The organism is Pseudonocardia sulfidoxydans NBRC 16205 (genome assembly GCF_007989085.1).
In the GTDB taxonomy this organism is placed as follows: domain Bacteria; phylum Actinomycetota; class Actinomycetes; order Mycobacteriales; family Pseudonocardiaceae; genus Pseudonocardia; species Pseudonocardia sulfidoxydans.
Window position 1 is genome coordinate 62737 of sequence record NZ_BJVJ01000003.1, and the last position, 24637, is coordinate 87373.

At 72.1% G+C, this 24637-nt stretch carries 23 protein-coding genes; 12 read left to right on the forward strand and 11 right to left on the reverse strand.

All coding sequences use genetic code 11. The annotated features are described in order from the left end of the window. Positions 1 to 17 precede the first annotated feature (17 nt). The 3 genes from PSU4_RS02415 to PSU4_RS02425 are packed head-to-tail and all read right to left on the reverse strand — an operon-like array spanning position 18 to position 2694. Entirely contained in the window at positions 18 to 1214 is a 1197-nt protein-coding gene (locus PSU4_RS02415; protein ID WP_147102281.1) for a cytochrome P450, read from the reverse strand. Beyond that, entirely contained in the window at positions 1211 to 2341 is a 1131-nt protein-coding gene (locus tag PSU4_RS02420) for a thiolase family protein (protein ID WP_147102282.1), read from the reverse strand. The genes PSU4_RS02415 and PSU4_RS02420 overlap by 4 nt, the downstream gene beginning before the upstream one ends. Continuing rightward, the gene (locus tag PSU4_RS02425; protein ID WP_222596144.1) at positions 2338 to 2694 is read right to left on the reverse strand and encodes a Zn-ribbon domain-containing OB-fold protein; all 357 of its coding nucleotides are present in this window, start codon (positions 2692 to 2694) and stop codon (positions 2338 to 2340) included. Before PSU4_RS02425 ends, PSU4_RS02420 begins: the two co-directional genes overlap by 4 nt. Positions 2695 to 2930: 236 nt before the next feature. On the opposite strand from PSU4_RS02425, the gene PSU4_RS02430 reads away from it, so the two are divergent. The 4 genes from PSU4_RS02430 to PSU4_RS02445 all read left to right on the forward strand — a co-directional run bounded on the left by PSU4_RS02430 (position 2931) and on the right by PSU4_RS02445 (position 7537). After that, positions 2931 to 4040 (forward strand): LLM class flavin-dependent oxidoreductase, encoded by a 1110-nt coding sequence (locus tag PSU4_RS02430; protein WP_147102283.1) that lies wholly within the window; start codon positions 2931 to 2933, stop codon positions 4038 to 4040. 65 nt (positions 4041 to 4105) lie between these two features. Next, positions 4106 to 5629, forward strand: coding sequence for a class I adenylate-forming enzyme family protein (locus tag PSU4_RS02435; protein WP_147102284.1), 1524 nt, complete (start codon positions 4106 to 4108; stop codon positions 5627 to 5629). An 11-nt stretch (positions 5630 to 5640) separates the two neighbouring features. Next, positions 5641 to 6990: a phenylacetate--CoA ligase family protein gene (locus tag PSU4_RS02440; protein WP_147102285.1), complete on the forward strand. Its 1350-nt coding sequence runs from the start codon at positions 5641 to 5643 to the stop codon at positions 6988 to 6990. Positions 6991 to 7249: 259 nt separating this feature from the next. Continuing rightward, a complete protein-coding gene (locus tag PSU4_RS02445; protein WP_147102286.1) occupies positions 7250 to 7537 on the forward strand; it encodes a hypothetical protein in 288 nt (95 codons plus the stop codon). A 35-nt stretch (positions 7538 to 7572) separates the two neighbouring features. Here the strand turns inward: PSU4_RS02445 and PSU4_RS02450 are convergent, their stop codons facing one another. Further along, positions 7573 to 8976, reverse strand: a complete 1404-nt coding sequence (locus PSU4_RS02450; protein ID WP_147102287.1) for an MFS transporter — start codon at positions 8974 to 8976, stop codon at positions 7573 to 7575. 84 nt (positions 8977 to 9060) lie between these two features. Between PSU4_RS02450 and PSU4_RS02455 the strand changes: the two genes are divergently transcribed. Beyond that, positions 9061 to 9576: a winged helix-turn-helix transcriptional regulator gene (locus tag PSU4_RS02455; RefSeq protein WP_147102288.1), complete on the forward strand. Its 516-nt coding sequence runs from the start codon at positions 9061 to 9063 to the stop codon at positions 9574 to 9576. 167 nt (positions 9577 to 9743) lie between these two features. Here the strand turns inward: PSU4_RS02455 and PSU4_RS02460 are convergent, their stop codons facing one another. Continuing rightward, a complete protein-coding gene (locus PSU4_RS02460; protein ID WP_147102289.1) occupies positions 9744 to 11594 on the reverse strand; it encodes an ABC transporter ATP-binding protein in 1851 nt (616 codons plus the stop codon). A gap of 213 nt (positions 11595 to 11807) precedes the next feature. Between PSU4_RS02460 and PSU4_RS02465 the strand changes: the two genes are divergently transcribed. From PSU4_RS02465 to PSU4_RS02475, 3 genes are read left to right on the forward strand one after another with little or no spacing between them, the layout of a single operon-like run. Continuing rightward, positions 11808 to 12428, forward strand: coding sequence for a carboxymuconolactone decarboxylase family protein (locus PSU4_RS02465; protein ID WP_147102290.1), 621 nt, complete (start codon positions 11808 to 11810; stop codon positions 12426 to 12428). Next, positions 12425 to 13225, forward strand: coding sequence for an SDR family NAD(P)-dependent oxidoreductase (locus PSU4_RS02470; protein WP_147102291.1), 801 nt, complete (start codon positions 12425 to 12427; stop codon positions 13223 to 13225). The genes PSU4_RS02465 and PSU4_RS02470 overlap by 4 nt, the downstream gene beginning before the upstream one ends. Next, a complete protein-coding gene (locus PSU4_RS02475; protein ID WP_246114907.1) occupies positions 13222 to 14118 on the forward strand; it encodes a beta-keto acid cleavage family enzyme in 897 nt (298 codons plus the stop codon). The genes PSU4_RS02470 and PSU4_RS02475 overlap by 4 nt, the downstream gene beginning before the upstream one ends. A gap of 32 nt (positions 14119 to 14150) precedes the next feature. Here the strand turns inward: PSU4_RS02475 and PSU4_RS02480 are convergent, their stop codons facing one another. The 4 genes from PSU4_RS02480 to PSU4_RS02495 all read right to left on the reverse strand — a co-directional run bounded on the left by PSU4_RS02480 (position 14151) and on the right by PSU4_RS02495 (position 19015). Continuing rightward, positions 14151 to 15182 (reverse strand): cytochrome P450, encoded by a 1032-nt coding sequence (locus tag PSU4_RS02480; protein ID WP_147102292.1) that lies wholly within the window; start codon positions 15180 to 15182, stop codon positions 14151 to 14153. Between the two features lie 11 nt (positions 15183 to 15193). Then, a complete protein-coding gene (locus PSU4_RS02485) occupies positions 15194 to 17554 on the reverse strand; it encodes a xanthine dehydrogenase family protein molybdopterin-binding subunit (RefSeq protein WP_147102293.1) in 2361 nt (786 codons plus the stop codon). Then, positions 17554 to 18066, reverse strand: coding sequence for a (2Fe-2S)-binding protein (locus PSU4_RS02490; protein ID WP_147102294.1), 513 nt, complete (start codon positions 18064 to 18066; stop codon positions 17554 to 17556). The genes PSU4_RS02485 and PSU4_RS02490 overlap by 1 nt, the downstream gene beginning before the upstream one ends. A gap of 73 nt (positions 18067 to 18139) precedes the next feature. Beyond that, positions 18140 to 19015 carry an FAD binding domain-containing protein gene (locus PSU4_RS02495; RefSeq protein ID WP_147102295.1) on the reverse strand — a complete coding sequence of 292 codons (876 nt, stop codon included), beginning with the start codon at positions 19013 to 19015 and terminating at the stop codon, positions 18140 to 18142. Between the two features lie 200 nt (positions 19016 to 19215). On the opposite strand from PSU4_RS02495, the gene PSU4_RS02500 reads away from it, so the two are divergent. Then, positions 19216 to 20058, forward strand: coding sequence for a hypothetical protein (locus tag PSU4_RS02500; RefSeq protein ID WP_147102296.1), 843 nt, complete (start codon positions 19216 to 19218; stop codon positions 20056 to 20058). Further along, complete coding sequence (locus tag PSU4_RS02505; protein ID WP_186816702.1) at positions 20055 to 20699, forward strand: EthD domain-containing protein; 645 nt, start codon at positions 20055 to 20057, stop codon at positions 20697 to 20699. Before PSU4_RS02500 ends, PSU4_RS02505 begins: the two co-directional genes overlap by 4 nt. Here PSU4_RS02505 and PSU4_RS02510 read toward each other — a convergent pair. Next, positions 20684 to 21223 (reverse strand): nuclear transport factor 2 family protein, encoded by a 540-nt coding sequence (locus PSU4_RS02510; protein WP_147102298.1) that lies wholly within the window; start codon positions 21221 to 21223, stop codon positions 20684 to 20686. The genes PSU4_RS02505 and PSU4_RS02510 overlap by 16 nt on opposite strands. 94 nt (positions 21224 to 21317) lie before the next feature. Between PSU4_RS02510 and PSU4_RS02515 the strand changes: the two genes are divergently transcribed. Continuing rightward, positions 21318 to 22040 carry an enoyl-CoA hydratase/isomerase family protein gene (locus tag PSU4_RS02515; protein ID WP_246114908.1) on the forward strand — a complete coding sequence of 241 codons (723 nt, stop codon included), beginning with the start codon at positions 21318 to 21320 and terminating at the stop codon, positions 22038 to 22040. Beyond that, positions 22040 to 23674, forward strand: a complete 1635-nt coding sequence (locus tag PSU4_RS02520; protein ID WP_147102300.1) for an AMP-binding protein — start codon at positions 22040 to 22042, stop codon at positions 23672 to 23674. The genes PSU4_RS02515 and PSU4_RS02520 overlap by 1 nt, the downstream gene beginning before the upstream one ends. A 153-nt stretch (positions 23675 to 23827) precedes the next feature. Here the strand turns inward: PSU4_RS02520 and PSU4_RS02525 are convergent, their stop codons facing one another. After that, positions 23828 to 24634, reverse strand: coding sequence for an SDR family NAD(P)-dependent oxidoreductase (locus PSU4_RS02525; RefSeq protein WP_147102301.1), 807 nt, complete (start codon positions 24632 to 24634; stop codon positions 23828 to 23830). Positions 24635 to 24637 lie beyond the last annotated feature (3 nt).

The following is a 24637-nucleotide window of genomic DNA, read 5'->3' on the forward strand; positions in this document are numbered from 1 at the left end:
AATAGTCGCTATAGCGACTATTGCCACTCACAGGGGAGTCGGACCAGTCCGCGCGAGAGCAGCACGGGGTGCCAGCGCAGCGGCTCGTCGGTCAGCGCCATCCCCGACAAGCGGCGCATCACCGCAGGGATCGCGACGGAGCCCTCCAACCGGGCCAGCGGCGCGCCCAGGCAGTAGTGCAGGCCCACCCCGAACCCCAGCTGGCGGCCCGCGGCGCGGTCGGGGTCGAAGCGGTCGGGGTCGTCGAACACGTCGGGGTCGCGGTTGGCCGCCGACGGGCACAGGAACACCCGGTCCCCGCGCCGCAGCGTGCGGCCGCGGACCTCGACGTCGGTGGCCATCAGCCGGGCGATGGTCTTGGCGGGTCCGTCGTAGCGCAGGACCTCCTCGACGAGCCCGTCGGCGTCGGCGCGCACCTGCGGGTGGCGCAGCAGGGCGAGCAGGCCGTTGCCGATGAGGTTCGTCGTCGTCTCGTGGCCGGCGAACAGCAACAGGACCCCGGTGGAGACGACCTCGTCGTGGGTCAGGGCGTCGCTCTCGTCGCGGGCCTGGATCAGCGCGGTGAGCAGGTCGTCGGCGGGTTCGCGCTCGTGGGCGGCGACCAGCTCGGTCAGGTACGCGGTCAGCTCGGCCATCCCGGCCGCGCCGGCGGCGTGCCGCTGCGGGTCGCCCATGCCGCCGAACACGAGCCCCGCGATGGCGTCGGACCAGTCCTTGAAGACGTCGCGGTCCGCCCGCGGGACGCCCAGCAGCTCGGCGACGACCGACGCGGTCAGCGGGTAGGCGAACTCGCCGACGAGATCGGCCCGCCCGCGGGGGGCCAGCGCGGTGAGCAGCTCGTCGACCAGCTCGACGACACGCGGCCGCACCCGCTCCACCGCGCGCGGGGTGAACGCGCGCGAGAGCAGTTTGCGCAGCCGGGTGTGGTCGGGCGGGTCCTTGAACACCATCCAGTCCTCGAGCACCCCGAACGCCGCGCGGACAGCCGGGTCGGTGTCGTCGCGCTCCAGCCGGGCCCGGCGGTAGGGGGCGATGCGATCGGAGGAGAACCGGGGGTCGCGCAGGGCGGCGTCGACGTCGTCGTAGCGGGTGAGGAACCAGGAGCGGTAGCGATCGCTCCAGTGCACCGGGTCGTGCTCGCGCAGGGCGGCCAGCAGGGGATAGGGATCGGCGACGGCGTCCGGCCCGAGGATGTCGGGGACGACGGAGGTCACGGCGCCTCCAGCACGGCGACGACGCAGGCGTTCCCGTCGAGTGCCGAGACCCCACCACCCATGGTCTCGACGAGCCCGATCCGCGCACCCTCGACCTGCCGGCCGCCGGCCTCGCCGCGCAGCTGCCAGACGATCTCGGCCAGCTGCGCCAACCCGGTGGCGCCCAGCGGGTGCCCGCGCGAGAGCAGCCCGCCCGACGGGTTGACCGGATGCGCGCCGCCGAGCGCGGTCACCCCGGTCTCGGCGGCCTTCCCACCCTCGCCGGGTGCGACGAGGCCCAGGGCCTCGGTGGTGACGATCTCCCCGATGGTGAACGCGTCGTGCACCTCGACGACGTCGACGTCGGTGGCGGCGTGCAGCCCTGCTGCGGCCAGCGCGTCGGCGGCGGTCTCGTGGACGATGTCGTAGCCCCACACGTGCGGGGACCGCCGTCCCCAGGGTGCACCGGAGCGCAGCGCGACCCCGCGGACGCCGACCTCCCGCGGGCCGCCCGTCGCCGGTCCGACGACGGCCGCGGCCGCACCGTCGGAGGTGGGACAGCACTGCAGCAGCGTCAGCGGGTCGGCGATCATCCGCGAGGCCAGCACCTCGTCGACGGTGTAGCGGCCGGAGTACTGGGCGCGCGGGTTGTGCAGGGCGTGCGCGTGGTTCTTCACCGACACCGCGGCGAGCTGGGCGGGGGTGACCGCGCCGTCGTGCAGGTAGCGGGTGGCCGCCATCGCGTAGAGGGCGGGCAGGGCGAGCCCGGTGGCGCCCTCGGGGTCGGTGTTCTCGGGTGTGATCGCGCCGTCGAAGGCGGTGCTCATCTGTTCGAGGCCGAGCGCGAGGACGCGGCCGTAACGGCCGCTGCGGACGGCCTCGCACGCCTCGGCGAACGCGGTGGTGCCGCTGGCGCAGGCGTTCTCGACGGTGACGACGGGGACGCGGGTGATGCCCATGGCGCGCAGGACCCGTTGTGCCACACCGGCCGGCGCGAAGACGGTGCCGACCCAGACGGCGTCGACGGGCTCGGGGCCGGCGTCGGCCAGTGCCTCCGACACGGCGTTCCAGGCCAGGGTGACCAGGTCGGTGCCGGGTACGCGGCCGAAATGGGAGGTCCCGACACCGTGCACGGCGACGGCGTTCATCCGATGACCTCCACGTGGGGATCGGGGGCTCCCGCGAGGAGCCGGACCCGTGTGCCGACGGCGGGTGCTGAGTCCCCGTCGACGTGGGCGAGTACCCGCGGGCCGTCGTCGAGATCGACGTAGGCCAGCGTGTAGGGCGGGGTGCGCCCGGCGACGGGGATGCGGACGACGGTCGCGCTCCACACCACGCCGTCGGGGCCGAACTCGGCCGCGACGACCGGGCCGCCGCACTCCGGGCACGCCGGCCACGGGTAGGCGACCGGCTCCGCGCAGGCCTGACACCGGACACCGGCGACATGCGGTGCGCCATCGGGCGCGACGACGACGCGCGGACGTGGATCGACGACGGTCACGCCGCCATGAAACCAAACCACGGGTCGGTTATCAATGGCACGGAGCGTGTTCGCTCGGTGGGGCGGCCACCTTTCCCAAGCACGTCGTGAGCCCAGTCTTGACACCCGGCGATGCCGCGCGACACAGTGACCTGAAGCACCTTCAGCAAACCGGCGTTTGTCAAGTTCGTCGACCGTGTCCTCGGGTCACCCGCCCCGAAGCCGGACGACCGGAGCCGTCGAGAGGACCCCGACCGATGAAGTTCGGCTTCTTCACCATGCCCGAGCACCCGCCGCGCGAGAACTGGACGCTGTCCTACGACCGCGACATCGCGAACATCGTGGATGCCGAGCGGCTGGGCTTCCACGAGTTCTGGGTGGGTGAGCACCACACCGGCGGCTACGAGAACGTGCCCGTCCCGGAGTTCATGATCGCCAAGGCGTCGGCCGTGACGAGCCGGATCCGGCTGGGCACCGGCGTCATCAACCTGCCCTACCAGGACCCGTTCATGGTGGCCGAGCGGATGGCGTTCCTCGACCACCTCACCCACGGGCGCCTCGAGTACGGCTTCGGCGGCGGCGGCCTGCCGACCGACAAGGAGCTGTTCGGGCTGGAGCCGTCGGAGGCCTCGCCGCGGACCAACGAGGCGCTGGAGATCATCTGGCAGCTCCTCACCTCCGACGACCCGGTCAGCTACGAGGGCCAGTACTGGAAGTACGAGAACCGTCAGCTGCAGGTCGGGCCGTACCAGGACGTGCCGCCCTTCGCGATCGCCGGCCTCACCGGCACCCACAACTACGCCAAGTGCGGCGAGCGCGGCTGGAAGCCCCTGTCGGTGCACTTCGCTCCGATCGAGAACGGCACCTACGAGCTCGCGCCCGACCTCAAGGGCATGGGCAAGGCGATGCTCGACGCCGGCGCCGCCGCGGGCATCGACCCGGCGGTGACCCGCGACAACTGGCGCATCGTCCGCGAGGTCTACGTCACCGACGACAGGAACCAGGCGCTCAAGGACATCCGCGAGGGCGTCAGGCTCTCCTACGACTACCTGTTCGGGCTCGGCCTCGGCGCGCTGATGAAGATCGGCGACGGCATGGAGGACGCCGACCTGACGTTCGAGTGGATGGTCGACAACATCCCGTGGATCGTCGGCAGCCCGGAGGAGTGCACCCGCCAGCTCAAGGAGCTGGAGGAGGAGGTCGGCGGCTTCGGCACGCTGCTGATCAACGTCCGCGACTGGGTGACCACCGACAAGTGGAACCGTTCGAACGAGATGTTCGCCCGCTACGTCATGCCGCACTTCACCAAGCGCGAGCGGCTCGACCGGCGCCGCAAGCTCGCGAACCGAGCCCTCGGGATCGACTGATGGAGTCGGGGCGGTACCGGGACGTGACGCTCGAGCAGGACCTGGTCGAGAGGCCCTCCTGAGCGGTGCGCACGACTCTGAGGGAGGAGTTCGACCACGCGTTCCGGCGCTACCGGGAGCGGGTCGCGGTGGAGCACGCCGGCCGGCGGTGGACGTATCACGACGTCGACCGCTGGTCGGCGGCTGTCGCCGCGCAGCTCGCCGACCACGGCGTCCGCGCGGGCGACTCCGTGGCGCTGTACCTGCGCAACTGCGTCGAGTTCGTCGTCGCCGACGTCGCGGTGGCCCGCCTCGGCGCGGTCAAGGTGCCGGTCAACCCGCTGCTGCCGCCGTCGACGGTCGAGCACGTGCTCGGTGCGTCCAACGCCCGCGTCGTCGTGCGGGGCACGAGCCTGCCCCCGACGGCGGGCGTTCCGTCGCTGGTCGTCGACGACGGGGGCGGCCGGCCCCGCGGCGGCGACGAGGCCCTCGTCGCGCCGCCGCCCGGCCCGGCCCCGGCGCCTCCCGATCCGGGCATCGGCGCGGGCGACCGGGCCGCGATCTACTTCACCGGCGGCACCACCGGGCTGCCGAAGGGCGTCGTCCACACCCAGGCGTCGGCGGTCGCGGTGCACCGGGCCCAGCTGCTCGAGGCCGAGATCACCGCCGACGACCGGCTGCTGCTCACCACCCCGCTCGCCCACGCCGCCGGGCTCTTCGCCCAGAGCGCGCTGATCCGGGGCGCGACGTCGGTGATCGAGGACGGTTTCGACGCCTCGTCCGTGCTGCAACAGTTGCGCGACAACGGGATCACCTGGACGTTCCTGGTGCCGACGATGATCTACCGGCTCCTCGACGCCGCGGGCGGACACGCCCGGCACACCCTGCGGACCGTCGTCTACGGTGCCGCGCCCATCGCGCCGAGCCGCCTCGTCGCCGCCCTGGACGTGTTCGGGCCGGTGTTCGTGCAGCTCTACGGGCAGACCGAGTGCCCGAACTGGGGCACCCGCCTCGCCAAGTCCGACCACGACCCCGCCCGCCCCGACCGCCTCGGCTCGGCCGGGCAGGCCTCGATCGACGCGGACGTCCAGGTCGTCTCCGACGCCGGTGACCCGCTGCCCGCGGGCGAGACCGGCGAGATCTGCCTGCGCTCGCCGTACACGCTGGAGTGCTACCTCGACGACCCCGACGCGACGGCCGCGAAGTTCCTGCCGCAGGGGTGGATCCGCACCGGAGACGTCGGCTTCCTCGACGACGACGGCTACCTCCACCTGCGCGACCGCACCTCCGACATGGTCATCTCCGGCGGGATGAACGTCTACTGCCGCGAGGTCGAGGACGCGCTGGTGCGCCACCCCGCGGTCGCACGCGTCGCCGTCATCGGCGTCCCGCACGACGACTGGGGCGAGGCCGTGCACGCCGTCGTCGTCCCCGGCGCCGGGTTCGACGCCGCCGAGCTGCTGGAATGGGCGCGCGGGGAGCTCGCCGCGTACGCCCGGCCCAAGACCGTCGAGATCGTCGACGCGCTTCCCGAGACCCCGTTCGGGAAGATCGACAAGAAGGTCCTGCGCGCGCCGCACTGGGCGGGCAGAGACCGTGCGATCGGCTGAGGAGTGAGCTGATGTCCGGACCCCGCTCGGTCGCGGTCGACGACCGCGGGTACCCGCGCTTCTGGGACGAGGAGCGCGAGACCCTCGAGCCCGCCAAGCGTGACGCCCTGATCCTCGACCGGATCCGGCACCAGCTCGCCTACGCGTGGGCCGAGCTGCCGTTCTACCGGCGGCACTGGGAGGCCCACGGCTTCCACCCCGACCAGGTCACCGCGCTGGAGGACTTCACCACGAAGGTCCCGGTGATCACCAAGAAGATGCTCGTCGCCGACCAGGCGGAGCACCCGCCCTTCGGCAGCTACGCCCGCGAGCTCCCGCCCGGCGGGATCGCCCGCATCCACGGCTCGTCGGGCACCTCCGGGACGCCGACGATGTACGCCGTCTCCAAGGCCGACTGGGACCGTGCGGGCGACGTGCACGCGATGGCGCAGTGGTGCGCGGGCGTCCGCCCCGACGACGTCGTGCAGGTCGGGTTCCCGTTCGGGCTGTTCTTCGGCGGCTGGGGCGTCGTCCAGGGGGCGGAGCGCATCGGCGCGACCCTGTTCCCGCTGGGCGTCACCGACTCCGAGAAGCACCTGCAACTCATCGCCCGGCTGGGCTCGACGGTTTTCAGCGCGACGCCGTCGTACTGCATCCATCTGCTGTCCGTGGCCGACAAGCTGGGCATCGACCTGCGCGCCTCCACGATCCGGCACCTGCTCGTCGGCGGTGAGCCCGGCGGCTCGCTGCCCGGTACCCGCAAGATCATCGAGGAGGGTTGGGACGCGATCGTCTCCGACGCCGGCTCGACGTCGGAGATGTACCCGTTCCAGACCAGCGTCGGCTGCGAGGCCGGCACCGGCACCCACCTCTACACCGACGAGGTCTACACCGAGGTCGTCGACGGCGCCGACCTCAACGTGCCGATCCCGGTGGGGGAGCGCGGGGCGATCGTCTACACCCACCTCTGGCGCGACTCCCAGCCGATGATCCGCTTCGCGCCCGGCGACGAGACCTACCTTGCGACGGACCCCTGCCCCTGCGGGCGCACCTACCCGCGGCTGCCCGAGGGCGTCCTCGGCCGCCTCGACGACATGCTCGTCATCCGCGGCGCCAATGTCTTCCCGTCGGCGGTGGAGACGGCGCTGCGCAGCGTCCCGGAGCTGGGCCCGGAGTTCCGCATCCGCGTCTCCAAGCGCGGCGCGCTCGACGAGCTGACCGTCGAGGCCGAGGCCGACCCCGGTGACGACGCCCTGCGCGCCCGCACCGAGGAGGCCCTCGTCCGCGTCCTGGGCATCCGCACCGGCGTCACCCTCCTGACGCCCGGCACGCTCCCGGAGACCACGTTCAAGGCCCGCCGGGTGGTCGACGAACGCCTGTGAGCGGCAATAGTCGCTATAGCGACTATTGCCGCTCACAACTGCTCACGTCGCGCAACCTGGTGGCCGCCAACGACTCCGGGGCCATCGGACACCTCGTCCCGGCCCACGCCGACACGCCGGTCACGGACGGTTGTGATCATGCGGGATTTCGTGACGATCAGTGATGTCGACGGCATCTCCGTTCGGTGCCGTCGCACCTCCAGGTGAGCCTGGGCCATTCGGGTCTTGTGTCGTTGCCGTTGGGGTGCATCATGTTCCGATGCTGTTCACCGGGACGATGCCCGGAGTGGAGGGGCACGTCGGATACCTGGCCGGTCGGTACCGCAACGGAGCGCTGAGCGACGTGTGGACCGACGCGTCGCGGTGCGCCGAGCGCACCTTCACCGCGTGGGCGGCGGGGTGTTCGTGCGGCTGGTACGGCTCCCTCCAACCGTTGACGACGGTCGGCCAGTACGGTGCCCGTCGGCAGTGGGCGAACGAGCACCTTCCCGTGGTGCTCGCGGAGGCGACGGCCCCGAGCGTGTCGCCGACGGTCGCGGCCGGCTGAGCCCGCCGCCGACAGGGTCGTGTCGGCGGAGACCGCTACAGCGCGGGTGCGGCCACCCGGGGGATGCGCCGGTCGTCGGCACGGTGCAGCAGCGGGACCGCGACGGCCCCGAGCAGGCAGACCGCGGCCCCACCCCACGTCGCGACGTTCCAGCCGCTCACCAGGCTCGCGACCGGGTCGGGGGAGTCGGGGCGGATCGCCAGCACCGTCGCGAGGGTGACGCCGAAGGCGGCGCCGACGTAGCGGGCCGAGTTGTTGATGCCGCTGCCGGTCGCGGCGCGCTCGGGCGGGACCGCGGCGACGGCCTCCCGGCCGAGGGTGGCGTTGGCGAGCCCGGTCCCGGCGCCCGACACCGCCAGCCCGGGCAGCAGCGCCCAGAGCCCGCTCGCCGGGGTGAGCAGCGCGAGCGGTACGAACCCGGCGGCGGCGACGGCCAGGGCGAGCGCGAGCCGGGCGCCGCCGGACATGCCGGCGGGCAGCCGCCGGGCCGCGAGCGAGGCGAGGACGCTCATCAGTGACCAGGCCAGCAGGATCGCCGACGCCGCGACGGCGGTGTGTGCCAGCCCGCGTTCGAGGACGGTGCCGATGAACGACATCAGCCCGATGATCGCGCCGCCGGTCACGAACGCCGCGAGGGTAGCGCCGACGAGCGCGGGCCTGCGGAACAGCGACGGCGGGAACAGTGGCTCGGCGCTGCGTGCGAGATGGACGCCGGTGGCGACGAGCGCGACCACGGCCGCCGCGGCGAGTACCGCGACGAGGGGTTGGGTCCAGCCCTGGCGGCCCTCGGTGAGGGCGGCGAGCAGGCAGCCGAGCCCGGTGCCGAGCAGCAGCGCGCCGACGACGTCGATGCGCCGGCCGGTGTCGCCCCGGGACTCGGTGAGCCACCGTTGTCCGGCGACCGCGATGCCCGCGGAGAGGACGGCGAGGACGAGGTAGCTCCACCGCCAGCTGCCCTCGGCCTCGCTCAGGGCGCCGAGCAACGGCCCGACACTGGGGCCCGCGCCCATCGCCGCGCCCCACACAGCGGTCGCCCGGGTGCGGGGCGGGCCGGGGGCGAAAGCGGCGCTGATCAGGGCGAGTGCGCACGCGATGAGCGCGGCGGCGCCGAGGCCCTGCACGACCCGCCCGGCGACGAACACCGCGGTGGTGGCCGCGATCCCGGACAGCGCCGCTCCGACGGCGGTGAGCACGGCCCCGGCGACGAACACGCGCCGCCTGCCGACGACGTCACCGATCGCACCGGCGCTGAGCAGTGCGACGGCGAGCCCGAGGCTCGTCGAGCTGAGGATCCATGCGGTGCCGACGGGCCCCGCGCCGAGGTCGGAGCTCACGGCCGGGACGATCGAGAGCGGCGCGGTGAACGCCGTCATCGCCACGAGCGTGCCGCCCGCGGTGACGGCCAGGCAGCCTCGGGGAGCAGCGTCGGGGGCGGTCATCGTCGGCTCCTGGCATCGGTGGTGGGTCGGGCCGGACGCTACCACCGATGGTTCGGTGAACGAACTATGTGCGACGATGGTCGCATGGCGCTGCCCCGCGAGTACCCCGGCCAGTCGTGCGCGATGGCGCGGGCGCTGGAGATCGTCGGGGAACGCTGGACGCTGCTGATCCTGCGCGACGCGTTCTTCGGCGTCCGTCGCTTCAGCGACTTCTCCCGCCACCTCGGCGTCCCCCGCGCCGTCCTCACCGAGCGTCTGGAGTTCCTCGTCGCCGAGGGGGTGCTCGACCGGGTGCCCGGGCCCCGTGGCCGCGACGAGTACGTGCTGACCGACAAGGGGATGGGCCTGTGGCCCGTCCTGCGTGCGCTGGGCGCCTGGGGCGACGAGCACTACTCGCCCGCCGGCCCGCGGCGGACGTTCCATCACGAGGGGTGCGGTGGCCGCGTCGCACCCGGTGGGCACTGCGCCGGGTGCGACGCGCAGGTGCCCGTCGCGGCGACGGTGCTGGTCCCGGGTCCGGGCTACGAGGGCCCGGCCGAGGGCGACACGATCAGCGCTGCGCTGTCCGAACCGCACCGCCTGCTCGAGCCCCTCCCGTGAGCCCGCCGCCTTCTGCACGAACGGCACAGTCGCGCAATTGAGTTGCAGCACTGTGCCGTTCGTTCGCTGCGCCGGCCGGAACCGGTTCTGCACGAACGGCACAGTCGCGCAGTTGAGTTGCGCCACTGTGCCGTTCGTGCACAAAAGGGGGTGCCGGGGCGGGCCGCCTACTCGGAGAGGAAGCCGCCCGACTGCCGCTCCCACAGCCGCGCGTAGCCGCCGCCGCGGGTGAGCAGCTCGGCGTGCGTGCCCTGCTCGACGACGCCGCCCTTGTCGAGAACGACGAGCCGGTCCATGCCGGCGACGGTGCTCAGCCGGTGCGCCACCGCGATGGCGGTGCGCCCCTCCATGAGCCGCCACAGCGCCTCCTGGATCAAGGCCTCGCTCTCCGAGTCGAGCGCGCTCGTCGCCTCGTCGAGCAGCAGGATCGGCGCGTCGCGCAGGACGGCCCGCGCGATCGCGACCCGCTGGCGCTGTCCGCCGGACAGCTTCACCCCGCGCTCACCGACGAGTGTGTCGAACCCGTCGGGGAGCGCCTCGACGAACTCCAGCACGTGCGCTGCCCGCGCCGCGTCGAGGATCTCCTGGTCCGACGCCCCGGGACGGCCGAACGCGATGTTCTCCCGCAGCGTGCGGTGGAACATCACCGGGTCCTGCGGCACCGAGGCGATCAGCCCGCGCAGGTCGGCCTGCGTCAGCTTGGTGACGTCCTGGCCGCCGACGAGGATCCGGCCGCCCTGGACGTCCATCAGCCGCAGCAGCAGGCGCACGATCGTCGTCTTGCCGCCGCCCGAGCGGCCGACGAGCCCGACCCGCTCGCCGGGCGCGATCACCAGGTCGAGCCCGTCGAACAGCGGGTCGGTCTTGCCTGCGTGGGTGAAGCGCACGCGTTCGAACGCCACACCGGCGGGTCCGCCCGCGACCGGTTCCGGATCGGGGTCGTCGACCACCGTCGGATCGTCGAGCAGCAGCTCGGCGAACTGGGCGGCCTCGGTCAGCGACCGTTCGAGGTGCCGGTAGGTCTGGTTGAACTCGAACAGGATCCGGGTGGTCTGGGTGAAGTACGCGACCGTCACGACGACCGCGCCCACGCCGGGGCCGCCCTCGCGCAGGGCGACCAGCAGCGCCAGCACGAGGCCGGTGGCGTTGGTCAGCACCGACATGGGCGCGACGAGGGTGTCGATGCGCAGGTTGTTGTAGTCCCACGCCCGCAGCGTGAGCCGCTTGTGCTCGGCGACCCGCCGCCGGTGCTCCGCGGCCTCGCGCAGCTCGGAGGCGTAGGCGCGCACCGCGTCCATATTGGTGAGCGTGTCGGCGACGTGCCCGGACAGCCGGGTCCACGACGCCTCACGGGCGTCGACGAGCACCTGCCGGCGGCGGATCAGCGGAACCACGACGATCGCGGTCACGACGATCATCCCGACCAGTACGACGACCAGCCACGGGTCGTAGCGCCACAGCACCACGGACGCGAACGTCAGCGGCAGCAGCTGCGCCACGATCTGGAACGCCAGGGTGTCGACGAAGTCCTCGTACTGCGAGGCGAAGCTGAGTACGCGTTTGGTCAGCGACCCGGAGAAGTTCTCGTGGAAGAACGACGCGTCCTTGGCGAGCAGCGCGTCCATGCCGTCGACGTAGAGATTCTCGATGCCGCGCGCGTCGGCCCGGTTGAGGCAGTGGATGCCGACGCGCCAGAACGCCTGGCCGGCGAGCAGTGACGCGAAGAAGGCGAGCACGAGCGGCGCCACGGTGGCCGTCGTGACGGCTGTGCCGGTGGCGATCTTGTCGACCAGGGCCGCGACGGCCAGCGGTGGGAGGTAGGACAGTGCGATGTTGCCCATCGCCGGCAGCACGAGAGCGGAGCCGGTGAGCAACGTGTGGCGAGTGAGCTCGCGACCGTAGATTCGGGTGGCCAGGCGCAGCGCGGCCCCACGGCGCGACCGGACCTCCGAGCCGGCGGGGGTGCCGGTCGGCGGTGCGGGCGCGGCCGCGGGGCGTGCTTCGGCCGGAGCGGACACAGGTCTCCTCACGGAAGATGGATGGGGGACCGAACATCCTCCGCTCCCGGCGCGGCCGGGTCCACCGGGTTTCGCGACGACGTGGCGGCCGGGTTCCGCTCGGCGCCGAACGGCCGCCGGTGTCGGCGCCCGGCACGGTGTACACGACGAACGGCGAAGTCTAGGGTCATCGTTATCAGTCATTTCCAGTCGACGACGACGAGGAGCCGAAGCGTGGCCCGGATCCGGATGCTGACCGCCGAGGAGTTCCCCGAGGACCTGCGCGACATGGCGGAGTCACGGACGCCGCTGGAGCTGGGCAACCTGCGCTTCTACGCGCACTGCCCCGAGCTGGCCCGCGCCTACGCCACGTACATGGCCGAGCTGCGCAGGCCCGGGCTGCTGTCGCGGCGGCTCGTCGAGCTGTTACGACTGCGCGTGGCGTTCCACAACCAGTGCCGCAGCTGCATGGCCGTGCGCTACGCCGACGGGGCCGAGGACGGTGTCGACGAGAACCTCGTCTGCCAGCTCGCGAGCCCGGACGACCCGACGGCCGCGCCCGACCTGACCGACGCCGAACGGGCCGCGCTGCGTTTCGCCGACCTCATGGCGACCAACCACCTCGCCATCGACGACGCCGCGATCGCCGACCTGCGCGGGCACTTCTCGGAGGCGGAGGTCGTCGAGATCGGGATGAACGTGGCCGCGTTCGTCGGCTACGGCCGGCTGTCGATGGCCCTGCACATGGTCGACGAGCTGCCCGAACGGTTCCGCTCGGCGTCGGGGGCGATGGTCACACCGTGGAGCACCGACGGCGGCGACGACGCCGTCCTCATCGGAGGAGCGAAGGCATGAGCGCAGCGCAGATCGACCTCACCGGCCGCGTCATCGTCGTGACCGGCGCCGGGCAGGGACTGGGGGAGTCCACCGCGCACGTGTGCGCGGGGCTGGGCGCGTCGGTCGTCGTGCTCGACGTCGACGGTGCGGCCGCGAAACGTGTCGCCGGCGAGATCGGGGACGCGGCGCTGGCCGTCGAGGCCGACGTCGCCGACGAGGACCAGATGGCCGCGGCCGCCGCCGCCACCGTCGCCCGCTTCGGGACGGTGCACGGGCTCGTCGCCAACGCGGGCGTCATCAGCTGGACGCCGATCGAGGACCTCGACGTCGCCGAGTGGGACCGCGTCATGGCCGTCAATGCGCGTGGACTGTTCCTGGGCGCCAAGCACTTCGGCCCGCCGATGCTGGAGCAGCGCGACGGCAGCGTCGTCACGATCAGCTCGGTCGCGGGCACCGTGCCGGAGGCCCGCGCCGGTGCCTACGCCCCGAGCAAGGCCGCCGCGATCATGTTCGCCCGCCAGCTGGCGGTCGAGTGGGGCCCGCGCGGGGTGCGCAGCAACTGCGTGAGCCCCGGCATCATGCGCACCCCGATGTCGGAGAAGTTCAACTCCGACCCCGACGCGCTGCGTCGCCGGCTGGAGATGATCGCGAGCCGCCGCATCGGCGACCCGTCCGAGGTCGCCGCGGTGATCGCGTTCCTGCTGTCGGACGCGTCCAGCTTCGTCAACGCCCAGAACCTCGAGGTCGACGGCGGCATGATGCAGATGCTCATCGACGTCCTGCCCCGGCCCGGGGTGCCGGAGACGAAGTCGTGAACGCCGACCCGCTGTTCATCGAGGTCCGCTGCAACGAGTCGACGATGCGCGGCGCCAACCCGCACCTGCCGTACTCGACCGAGGAGATCGTCCGCGAGGCCGTCCGCAGCCACGACGCCGGTGCGGCGATCATCCACTGGCACGGCCGCGACCCCGACACGGGCGGGCCCGACAACAGCGTCGAGACCTACCGGGCCGCCCACGAGGGCATCCGCGGCGCGACCGACCTCATCAGCAAGCCGACGCTGGGCTACATCAGCCAGACCGGCGTCGAGGACCGCGTGAAGCACCTGCGGGCGCTGGCCGACGACCCGTGGCTGCGTTTCGACGCCGCCGCCGTCGACTTCGGGTCGCTCAACATCGACACCTGGGACGCCACGACGCGTAGGTTCACCCCGGGCGACGGCGTGTACGTCAACAGCCGCAACGACATCGAGGCCGTCCTGCGGATCCTCGACGACATCGACACCTACCTGACGACGGTCGTATGGGACATCGGCCAGATCCGCACGGCGAAGGCCTTCCGCGAGATGGGGCTCGCGCAGGCGCCGACGTTCTGGGAGCTGGTGTTCACCGGCGACTCCCGCCCGTCGGGCGCGGGCACGAACCTGCTGGCACTGCAGGCGATGGTCGCCGAGCTTCCGCCGGGGGAGCCGTGGCAGCTGATGTGTTACGGCGGCGACGTGCTGCCGCTGGCGGCGGCGGCGATCGTGCTGGGCGGGCACGTCGCGATCGGGCTGGGCGACCACGACTACGCCCGTTTCGGCACCCCGCACAACGGTGAGCTGGTGGGACGCGTGGCGGCGCTGGCCGAGACGATCGGCCGCCCCGTCGCGACCCCGGCGCAGGCCCGGGAACTGCTGGGCATGCGCCCCCTGCAACAGCCCCTGTGAGTGGCGATAGTCGCTATAGCGACTATCGCCACTCACAGGAGCAGGATCGGGTAGCTGTCGTGGCGGCGCTGGGCCGTCGGGGCGAGGACGGGCGGGCGGTCCGGGTCGGGCCGCACGCCCAGCTCCCGCAGCCGCGCCAGGATCCGCAGGTGCACGCCCGGGGTGACGGCGGTGCCCGTCACGACGGCCCGGCCCAGGCACAGATGCGGGCCGCTGCCGAACGTGAGGCCCCACGGGCGGGCCCGCCCCGCGACCGCGCGGCCCGGCCGGAACTCGTCGGCGTCGGCACCGAAGACGGCCGGGTCGCGGTTGGCGGCGTGCAGGTCGACGGCGACGTGGTCACCGGCGCGGACGAGCCTGCCGTCGCGCAGGGTCACGTCCTCCAACGCCCGCCGTAGCAGCGCGACCGTCGGTGGATAGAGGCGCAGGGTCTCCGCGAGGGCGTCGGGGAGCCGGGTGTCGGGCACCGGGTGCCGCGACAGCTCGTCGACGGTGTGCACCAGCAGCGCCGCGTTGTTGAGCGTCGAGGCCGCGAGGAACAGCACGACCTCGCGGACCGCGGCCTCGTCGTCCCACTCGCCGGGGTGTTCGGCCATGATCGCCGCGAGTGAGGTGCCCTCCGAGAACCGGGGGAACTCTGAGACGAGCGCCTCGCGCGCCGCGAGACCTTCCGCGAGCACGACCTCGTGCGAGCGCGTCGACCACTCGACCGTCACCGCCTCCAGCAACGGCCCGAGCAGGGCGAGCAGCCGCGGCGTCCGCGCGCCGAGCTCACCCAGCCCGATCATCGACGCCGCGAGCTGCAGGAACACCGACCGCCCCAGCGGTACGAGATCGTCGGCGTGCGCGCGAACACAGGAGTCCACGGTCGCGGCCACCACTGAGTCGTAGCCCGCGAGCGCGGTCCGCGACATCAGCGGCGCCAGCAGCCGACGCCTGTGCAGGTGGGCGGGACCGTCCAGAACCAGGACGGTCCCGCCCACGAGCGGCGCGCTCTCGTGCTTGGACTCCTGCGCGAACCGGCGCGACGTCAGGATCTCGTCGGCCTCGGCGAAGGAGGTCACGCGCGCGAGGGTCACTCCTTCTCGATCACACCCAGCAGCTCGAGCATCCGGGTCGGGGTGATCGGGGTCTCGGTGACCCGCGGCCGCCCGACCTGCGCGAGCGCGTCGTCGATCGCGTTGAGCAGCGCCGCCGGCGCGAGCACCGTGCCGCCCTCGCCGACACCGCGCGACCCGACGACCTTGTCCGACTCGAACTCCAGGTGCTCGATCTCGATCTCCGGCAGCTCCGGAGCGCTCGGCATCAGGTAGTCCATGAACGTCGCCGTCAGGTACTGACCGTCGTCGGAGTATGCCGAGTGCTCCAGCAGCATGCCGCCGACTCCCATCGCGATCCCGCCGATGACCTGACCCTCCACGACGGCCGGGTTGATCATCTTGCCGCAGTCCTCGACGACGAGGAACCGCTTGATCTCGATCTTGCCGGTGTCCTGGTCGACCTCGATCCAGCAGGCGTGGCTGGCCTGGGAGAACCCGCCGCCCTCGCCGTCGTAGTTGGCGACGAACTCCATCTCGGTGTTCGTGCCCGGCGGCATCTGGTCGGGCGCGAGCCAGCAGCCCATCGCGATCTGCGCCATCGGCACCGAGGCGCCCGGGGCACCCTTGACCGAGACGACGCCGTCGGCGATGTCGAGGTCGTCGACGCTCGCCTCCAGGATGTGCGTGGCGATCTCCAGGACCCGCTTGCGCAGCTCCCGCGACCCGTAGACGACGGCGCCGCTGGCCATCGTCGCCGCCCGGCTGCCGCCGGTGCCCAGCATGGAGAACGGGGTGGCGTCGGTGTCGCCGTAGACGATGCGGATGTCGTCGAACCCGACCCCGAGCTCGTCGGCGATCAGCTGCGACAGCGTCGTCTCGTGGCTCTGCCCGTGCGGGGTCTGCGGGGTGAACGCGGTGACCTTGCCGTCGATCTCGATGCGGATGCGGCAGGGCTCCGAGCCGAAGGGGAAGCCGACGGCCGCCCAGAACTCCTGCGTGCCCGGCGCGGGCTCGATGAAGGTCCCGACGCCGAACCCGAGCAGGCGGCCCTCCTTGCGGGCGGCCTCCTGCTCACGCCTGATCTCGTCGAGGTCGACCATCTCGACCAGCTTCTGGAAGGTCTCGGCCGCGGTGACGTGCTCCAGCGTCACGTTGGTGATCATCTTCGTGGGCTGGTCGTCGAGGGTGATGAGGTTGCGGGTGCGTACCTCCACGGGCGAGATACCGCACGTCTCGGCGATCTTGTCCATCAGCCGCTCGCGCACCAGCGTCTCGACGGCCCACGGCCCGCGCAGCGAGATGTAGGACGCCTTGTTGGTGGCGACGATGTGGTGGCGGAACTGGTAGGCGGGCAGCTTGTAGGGGCCGGGCAGGGTCGTGCGGACCAGGCCCGCGTACACCGTGGCCGGCGGGTTGATCGGGTAGGCGCCCGCGTCGAGCTTCATCGTGACGCGCAGGCCCAGCAGGGTGCCGTCGGCCTTCACCGCGGCCTGCAGGGTCAGCTGCTCCTCACGCGCGGAGCCGGCCGCGACGAGGTGCTCGTTGCGGTCCTCCACCCACTTGACGGCCCCGCCGATCGCCTTCGCGGCGGCACAGACGGCGACGTCCTCGCGGTAGGCGGAGAACTTGAGCCCGAACCCGCCGCCGATGTTGTTGGCGGTGACCCGGAACTGGTGGATGGGGTGGCGGATCCAGCCGGCGAGCAGGAACCGCAGCGTGTGCGTGGTCTGCGTCGACGCCTCGTAGGTGAGCTGGCCGCTGCCCGTCTCGTAGGTGGCGACGCCACCGCGGGTCTCCATCGGGTTGCACGCCCAGCGGTGCTGGTCCAGCGACTGCTCGACGACGTGGTCGGCCTGCGAGAACGCGGCCTCGATGTCGCCGAAGAGCTGCTCGTCGGTGTGCACGACGTTGCCGGGCACGACCTCGCCGAACAGCTCCGGCGCGCCCTCGGCGAGGCCGGCGGTGGTGCTCATGACCGGGTCGAGCGGGTCGATGTCGATCTCGATCAGACCGGCCGCGTCCTCGGCGATGTAGCGGCTCTCGGCGACGACCAGCGCGACCGGTTCGCCGACGAACCGCACGACGTCGTGTGCGATCGCGGGGTAGGACGGGCTGTTCAGGCCCGGGATCGGCTGGGCGAAGCTCAGGTCCTCGGTGATCGCGCTCATGTCGGCGCCGGTGAAGACGCGCACGACGCCCTCGACCTCGCGGGCCGCGGACGCGTCGATCGACACGATCCGCCCGTGCGCGACGCTGCTGCGCAGGAAGTGGCAGTGGAGCATGCCGCGTTCCTGCACGTCGTCGATGTAGCGGCCGGTGCCGGTCAGGATCGTGCGGTCCTCCTTGCGGTGGACCGACGCCCCGACGAGCCCGGAGATCGCGCTGCCGCCGGCCATCAGGCCTGCCCTCCCGTGGTGTCCGTTCCGGCGCCGGCGAGCGCTGCCTCGGCGCCGTCGACGATCGACTGGTAGCCGGTGCACCGGCAGATGTTGCCCGAGAGCTCCTCGCGGATCTCCTCGCGCGAGCACGGCACCGGCCGGCCCGCCTTCTTCTCCTCGCACATGCCGTAGATCGACATGACGAAGCCGGGGGTGCAGAACCCGCACTGGAAGGAGTGGTTGTCGCGCAACGCCTGCTGCACCGGGTGCAGGGTCCCGTCGGCGGCGGCGAGGCCCTCGACGGTGGTGATCTCGCGGCCGTCGGCCTGCACGGCGAGCTGGGTGCAGGAGCGCTCGGTGTGCCCGTCGACGACGACGGTGCACGCCCCGCAGACGCCGTGCTCACAGCCCAGGTGCGTGGCGGTGAGGCCGAGGTCCTCGCGCAGGAAGTCGGCCAGCGTGCGCCGGACCTCGACGTGGGCGGTCCGCTTCCGTCCGTTGACGGTGACGGTGATCTCTCGCGTACTCATCGCTCGTCCTCGCTGAGGCTCGGCCGGCGCTTCGCGCAGGCGCTGTGCTGACTGGTCACTCGCTGAGGCTCGTTCACCGGTTCTCCCGGGCGCGGGCAGCGGCGGTCGCGACGGTCTTGCGGATCAGGACGCCCGCGACGTGTTTGCGGTACGCGGCCGATCCGTGCAGGTCCGACGACGGGGACAGGGCGGCGACCGCGGCCTGGGCGGCCTCTTCGAGGACCGAGTCGTCGACGGTCCGCCCGGTCAGCGCGGCCTCGGCCTTGCTGGCGCGCACCGGCGCGATGTCGACCCCGGACAGCGCGATCCGGGCCTCGGCGACGACGTCGCCGTCGAGCCGGACCTGGGCGCCGACGCCGACCATGGCGAAGTCGCCGTGGCGGCGGGCGACCTCCTCGTAGGCGGCACCGGTGGCCGGGCCCGCCGCGCGGACGCGGACCGCGGTGAGGATCTCGTCCTCGGCGAGCGCGGTGGTGAAGAAGCCGGTGAAGAACTCGGCCGCGGGGATGGTGCGCTCGCCGCCGGGGCCGCGGGCGACCAGTTCGGCGTCGAGGCACGCGGCGACCGTCGGGAGCTCGGCGGCGGGGTCGGCGTGGGCGATGCTGCCGCCGATGGTGCCGCGGTTGCGGATCGCGGTGTGCCCGATGAACGGGATGGCCTCGGCCATCAGCGGGCAGGCCTTCTTCACGACGTCGGAGTGCTCGGCCTGGCGCTGACGCACCAGGGAGCCGATCGTGAGGACGCCGCCCTCCTCGGTGATGGTGGCCAGTTCGTCGATGCGGTTGATGTCGACGACGAGGCTCGGCTGGGCGAGGCGCAGGCTCAACAGCGGGACGAAGCTCTGTCCGCCGGCCAGCACCTTCACGTCACCTGCGTCGGGTGCCGAGAGGGCAGCGATGGCGTCGTCCAACGACGCCGGTGACACGTACTCGAAGACGGGGGGCTTCATGGGCGCCCTCACCTCTCTGTGAGATCGTCCGTGGCTGGGGGATATTGTTATCAGAGATTGCTGTGGCGGGACAGTCCGGGAACGGTATTCCGGATTCTCGGCGAGAACCCCGGAAAAATCTCCGAGAATGCGGATTTCTCGCCTCATGTAGGTGCGTCACCACCATAGGATCAGCGCCGGGACGAGGGGAAGTACCACCCGTGACCAGCACCCAGGACCTGCAGACCGTCGTCGCCGAACACGACCGCGGACGCGTCGTCGCGATCGACTCGGCCTACGACGTCGACGACCGGAACACCGGCCGTGACGTCGTCGTCTCCGCCTCCTACTCCGGCGTCCTCCCGGCCCGGTTCGTCGCCGACCGGCGACCCCGCGCCGCGATCGGCCTCGACTGCGGGATCGGCCCCGAGGGCGCCGGCATAGCCGGGCTCTGGTTCTACGAGGCGCTCGGCATCCCCGCCGCCACCGCCGACGTCAGCGGCGTCCTGCTCGGCGACGGCGTCGACGTGTACCGCAACGGCGCGATCAGCCGGGTCAACGCCGTCGCGGCCGCGTGCGGCGTCGTACCGGGGATGTCGGTGGCCGACGCGTCGCGGCTGCTCCTGACCGCCCCTCCGGTGACGCGGGCGCCCGACGAGATCACCAACCGCACCGTGATGGAGGAAGGGCCCGCCGGGCGCGCCGTCGTCTGCACCGACTCCATCGCCTTCGGCACCCCGGCCGACCGTGACGCCAACGTCCTGGTCACCGCCGGGCACACCGGCCGCTCCAGCGTCCCGTACCTGCGGAAGTTCCGCCCCCACGGCTTCATCTGTTCCGACGGCGGGCGCGGGCGCGAGGACTCCGGCGTCGCCGGCCTCGCGATCGTCGAGGCCGACGGACTCGCGGGCGCGACCGTCGACGCCCGCACCGCGATGATGGGCGACGGTCTGTCCAGCTACCGCGACGGCGTCATCTCGGCGCGCAACGCCCTCGCCGCCGACTGCGGGGTCGAGGTCGGGATGGCCGCCCGCGACGCCGCCCACCTGCTGTTGTTCCGGTGATCACCCGGTTCGGGCTCGCGCCCCGCCTCGCTTCCCTGTCGCTGCCGTCGTTCCAGGACCACTGGCGTGACCGGCACGGTCCGATCATCGGTGCAATGCCCGGGCTGCGCCGGTACTGGCAGAACCACGCCCTGGCGTCGACGCTGCCGTGGCCGGGTTTCGACGCCTGCTCCGAGATGGACGCCGACGACGTCGCCGCCTTCGACGCCGCCTTCGAGCACCCGCACTACCTCTCGGCGGGACGTGCCGACGAGGGCCGGTTCGTCGACCGCAGCGGTGGCGGCGCGGTGCTCACCGAACGCGTCGCCGGCAGCGTGGTCGCCCAGCCGAGCGGCGTCCGGCTGCTGACGCTCATGCGCGCCGCACCCGGCGTCGCCACCGCCGACCTGGCCGCGGTGCTCGCCGCCCCCGGCCGCGGCGGTGCCGCGACCGCTGTCGAGGCGTTCGTCCGGCTCCCGCAGCTGCCCGGGATCGTCGACGCCGTCGAGGCGCTGTGGTTCCCCTCCGCCGCTGACACGGTCGCCCACATCGGCTCCGCGGCGGCGCAGTCCGACCGTCGCGCACTGTCGGGGCTCGTGGCGGGCACCGAGCGGGTCGTCGCGACCGTGCACGTCGTCGCGCTGGGTCAGCTGCGCGAGTAGGCCTGCCACGTCGGCAGCGACTCGGGGATGTCGGCCGGGGCCGGCTCGGTCCCGGGCCAGCGTCGGCGCAGCGTCCCGGCGAGCACGTCGGGCAGCTCGGCCAGGGGAGCGGCGTAGAGCTGCAGCGCCCGGCGCGACACGAACCGCCAACGCCCCTGCTCGCGGCGGTACACGTCGAGATAGCGCAGCGCGACGACGAACGGCGTCGGCAGGATCGCCAGCTCTGCGTGCGCCGAGACGACGCCGGTCGCGTCGTCGGGGCCGGTGAACTCGATCGTGTGGCTGTGCGGGTAGTGGTAGGTCATCCCGTAGCGGTCGAGCTGGCCGCGGTAGTACTCCATCACCGCGGCGCGGCCGGTCATCGGACCCTCGGTGGAGTCGAAGACGGCGTCCTCGGTGTAGAGCGCGGCCACCCCGTCGACGTCGCGGTCGTCGAGCAGCCGCCCGTAGACGGCGATGAGTTCGCCCAGCTCTGCCCGGTCCTCGAGCCGCCGGATGCGTGCCTGCAGGTCGTCGTCGACCATCGTTCCTCCGTTGTGGTCCCGAATCCAGGGTGATAGTAGTCAGCATATGGACGACGACGGTTCCACAGACGTGACGGTCGAACGACGAGGCGACGTGGCCTGGATCCAGCTGAACAGGCCGGACCGCATGAACGCCTACGACGCCGCGATGGGCCGGGAGCTCACCGACGCCGTCCGCGACGCCTCCGACGCCGGGGTGATCGTCCTGACTGGCAGCGGTCGCGCCTTCTGCGCCGGCGGCTACCTCGCCAACCTCACCGACCCGGACCCCGAGGAGCTGCGGGGCATGTTCTACGCCTCGCTCGAACTCTTCGACGTCATCCGGAACTCGCCCCGACCCGTCATCGCCGCCGTCAACGGCGCCGCCGGGGGCGGGGGCAACGAGCTCGTCGTCGCCTGCGACCTCGCCATCGCCGCCCGCAGCGCCAAGCTCGGCCAGACCGGGCCCCGCGTCGGCAGCGCACCCGTCCTCGGCGGGACCAACCTGCTCGCGATCTCGGTGGGGGAGAAGCGCGCCAAGGAGATCTCCATGATGTGCCGGCGCTACACCGCCGAGCAGGCCATGGAGCTGGGCTGGCTCAACGCGGTCGTCGACGACGACGAGCTGGAGGCCGAGGTGACCCGCTGGGCCGACGAGCTGCTCGCGCTCTCCCCGCGCTACCTGGAGATCGCGAAGATCAGCTCCAACGTGTGGTGGAACGCCTGCCGCGACAACTACGTCTCCGGGCTGGGCATGCTGGTGCAGGCCATCGGGTCGCCGGACATGCGGGAGGGCGCGGCGGCGTTCATGGAGAAGCGCGCCCCCAGGTTCCGCTGATGCGGACCTACGACGATCTGCGGCTCACCTTCCCCGACCGGACGACGTGGACGCTGCCCGCGGTCCTGCGGCACCGCGCGACGACCCACGCCGACGCCGTGTTCCTCGACGTCCCGTTCCAGGGCACACAGCTGACCTACGCCCAGACCCTCGACGCGGCCGAACGCGTCGGCGGGGCGCTGCTCGCGGGCGGCTGCGTGCAGGGCGACCGCGTCCTGATCATGGGCGCCAACAGCGTCGAGTACCTGCTCGCGTGGATGGGCGCATCGGTCGCGGGGCTCGTCGAGGTCCCGATCAACACCGCCTACCGCGGCACGTTCCTGGAGCACCAGGTCCGCACCGTCTCGCCCAGCGCCGCGGTGGTCGACCCCGAGTTCGTCCCGCATTTCCTGACCCTCGACGCGGCACGCGCGGTGAAGACCTTCTACGTCACCGGCGCCGCCTCGGGCGAGGCGGTCGCGGCCCTGCGCGCCGGTGGGTGGGAAGCGCACCCGTTCGCGGACCTGACCGGTGCCGACCGCCCGGCCGAGCTGCCCGAGGTCGCCGCCTCCGACCTCGCCGCCATCCTGTTCACCAGTGGCACCACCGGCCTGTCCAAGGGCGTGATGATGCCGCACGCCCACTTCCACTTCTTCGCCGACGAGTGCGTCTCGCTCTGCCGGCTCACCGACGCCGACGCCCACATGGCCGTCGGCCCCCTCTTCCACGGCAACGCCCAGTTCCTCGCCTGCTACCCGGCGCTGATCGTCGGCGCCCGGTTCGTGCTGCAGCAACGCTTCAGCGCCTCACGCTGGGTCGACCAGCTGCGCGAGTCGCGCGTGACCGTCACCAACTTCATCGGCGTGATGATGGACTGGGTCCACAAGCAGCCCCGCCGCGACGACGACGCCGACAACCCCCTGCGCTGCCTCTACGCCGTCCCGCTCGCCACCTCGATCGCCCCGGACTTCAAGGCGCGCTTCGGGATCGAGGCGTTCGTCGAGAACTTCGGGCTCACCGAGATCTCCATGCCGATCCTCACGCCCTACGGCGCGGACCGGCCCGCGGGGGCGGCGGGCCTGCTCGTCGAGGACTACTTCGACGTCCGCCTCGTCGACCCCGAGACCGACGAGGAGGTGCCGGTCGGCGAGGTCGGGGAGCTCGTCGTCCGCGCGCACCTGCCGTTCACGATGACGTCGGGCTACTACGGGATGCCCGAACGCACCGTCGAGGCCCAGCGCAACCTGTGGTTCCACACCGGCGACGGGCTGCGTCGCGACGCCGACGGCTGGTACTACTTCGTCGACCGGCTCAAGGACGCCCTGCGCCGGCGCGGGGAGAACATCAGCTCGTTCGAGGTGGAACAGCCGATCCTCGCCCATCCCGGGGTGGTCGACTGCGCGGTCGTCGGTGTCCCCGCCGATGCCGAGGCCGGCGAGGACGAGCTGCTCCTCGTCGTCGTCCCGGAGGAAGGGGCCACCCTGACCGCCGCCGACGTCTGGGACTGGTGCGAACCCCGCCTGCCCGCCTTCGCGATCCCGCGCTACGTCCGCATCGCCGACGCCCTCCCCATGACCCCCTCGGGCAAGGTCCGCAAGCTCGAACTCCGCGAGCAGGGCGTGGACGCCGCGACCGCGGACCGCGACACCCTGTGAGCGGTAATAGTCGCTAGAGCGACTATTACCGCTCACGACCCCGGCCGGGCGGACGCCGAGATGCACCTCGGCGTCGCTCGGACCGCTCGGGACGAACAGCCCTGACGTGCATCTCGGCGGGGAGGCGCGCGCAACCTCATCGCTGCGCGGGGGCTACGAGGAGACCCAGCCCGCGTCGACGGGGAAGACCTGGCCCGTGATCATTCTGGCCTCGTCGGAGGCCAGGTAGACGACCATCGAGGAGATGTCGTCGACGGTCACGTGGCCGCGCTCGCCCTTGAACATGTTGTTGGCGTTGAAGTCGACGAACGCGACGTCGGAGTCGACGCCCAGCTGCCCGGCGATCCCGGTGATCATGCCGGTGTAGATGGTGCCGGGGGCGATGCCGTTGACGTTGATGCCCCACTCGGAGAGCTCGTTGGCCCAGCTCTTGGTCGCGAGCACGACGCCACCCTTGGCCGCGGCGTAGTGCGACACCTGCGGCAGGGCCTTCAGTCCGCCCGCCGACGACGTGTTGATGACCTTGCCCGATCCTTGCGCCTTCATGATCGGCGCGATGAACCGCATCGTGTTGAAGATGCCCTTGAGACAGACGTCGATGACGGCGTCGAGGCTCTCGTCGGAGATCTCGTCGACGGCTTCGACGATGCAGACCCCGGCGTTGTTGCAGAGGATGTCGATGGTGCCGAAGCGGTCGACGGCGGTGGCGACGGCGTCGCGCATCTGGGCGGAGGAGCGGACGTCGGCCTGGATGGCGATGGCCTCGGAGCCGATCCCCTCGACGGCGGCGACGGTGGCGTCGAGCTCCTCGCGGGTGGCGAGGGGATAGATGGGTTTGATGTCCTCGCAGATGTCGACGGCGACGATCTTCGCGCCTTCGCGGGCGAGGTACTTCGCGTGCGAGGCGCCTTGGCCGTGCCCGGCCCCGGTGATGAACGCGACCTTGTTCTCCAGCTTCACTGT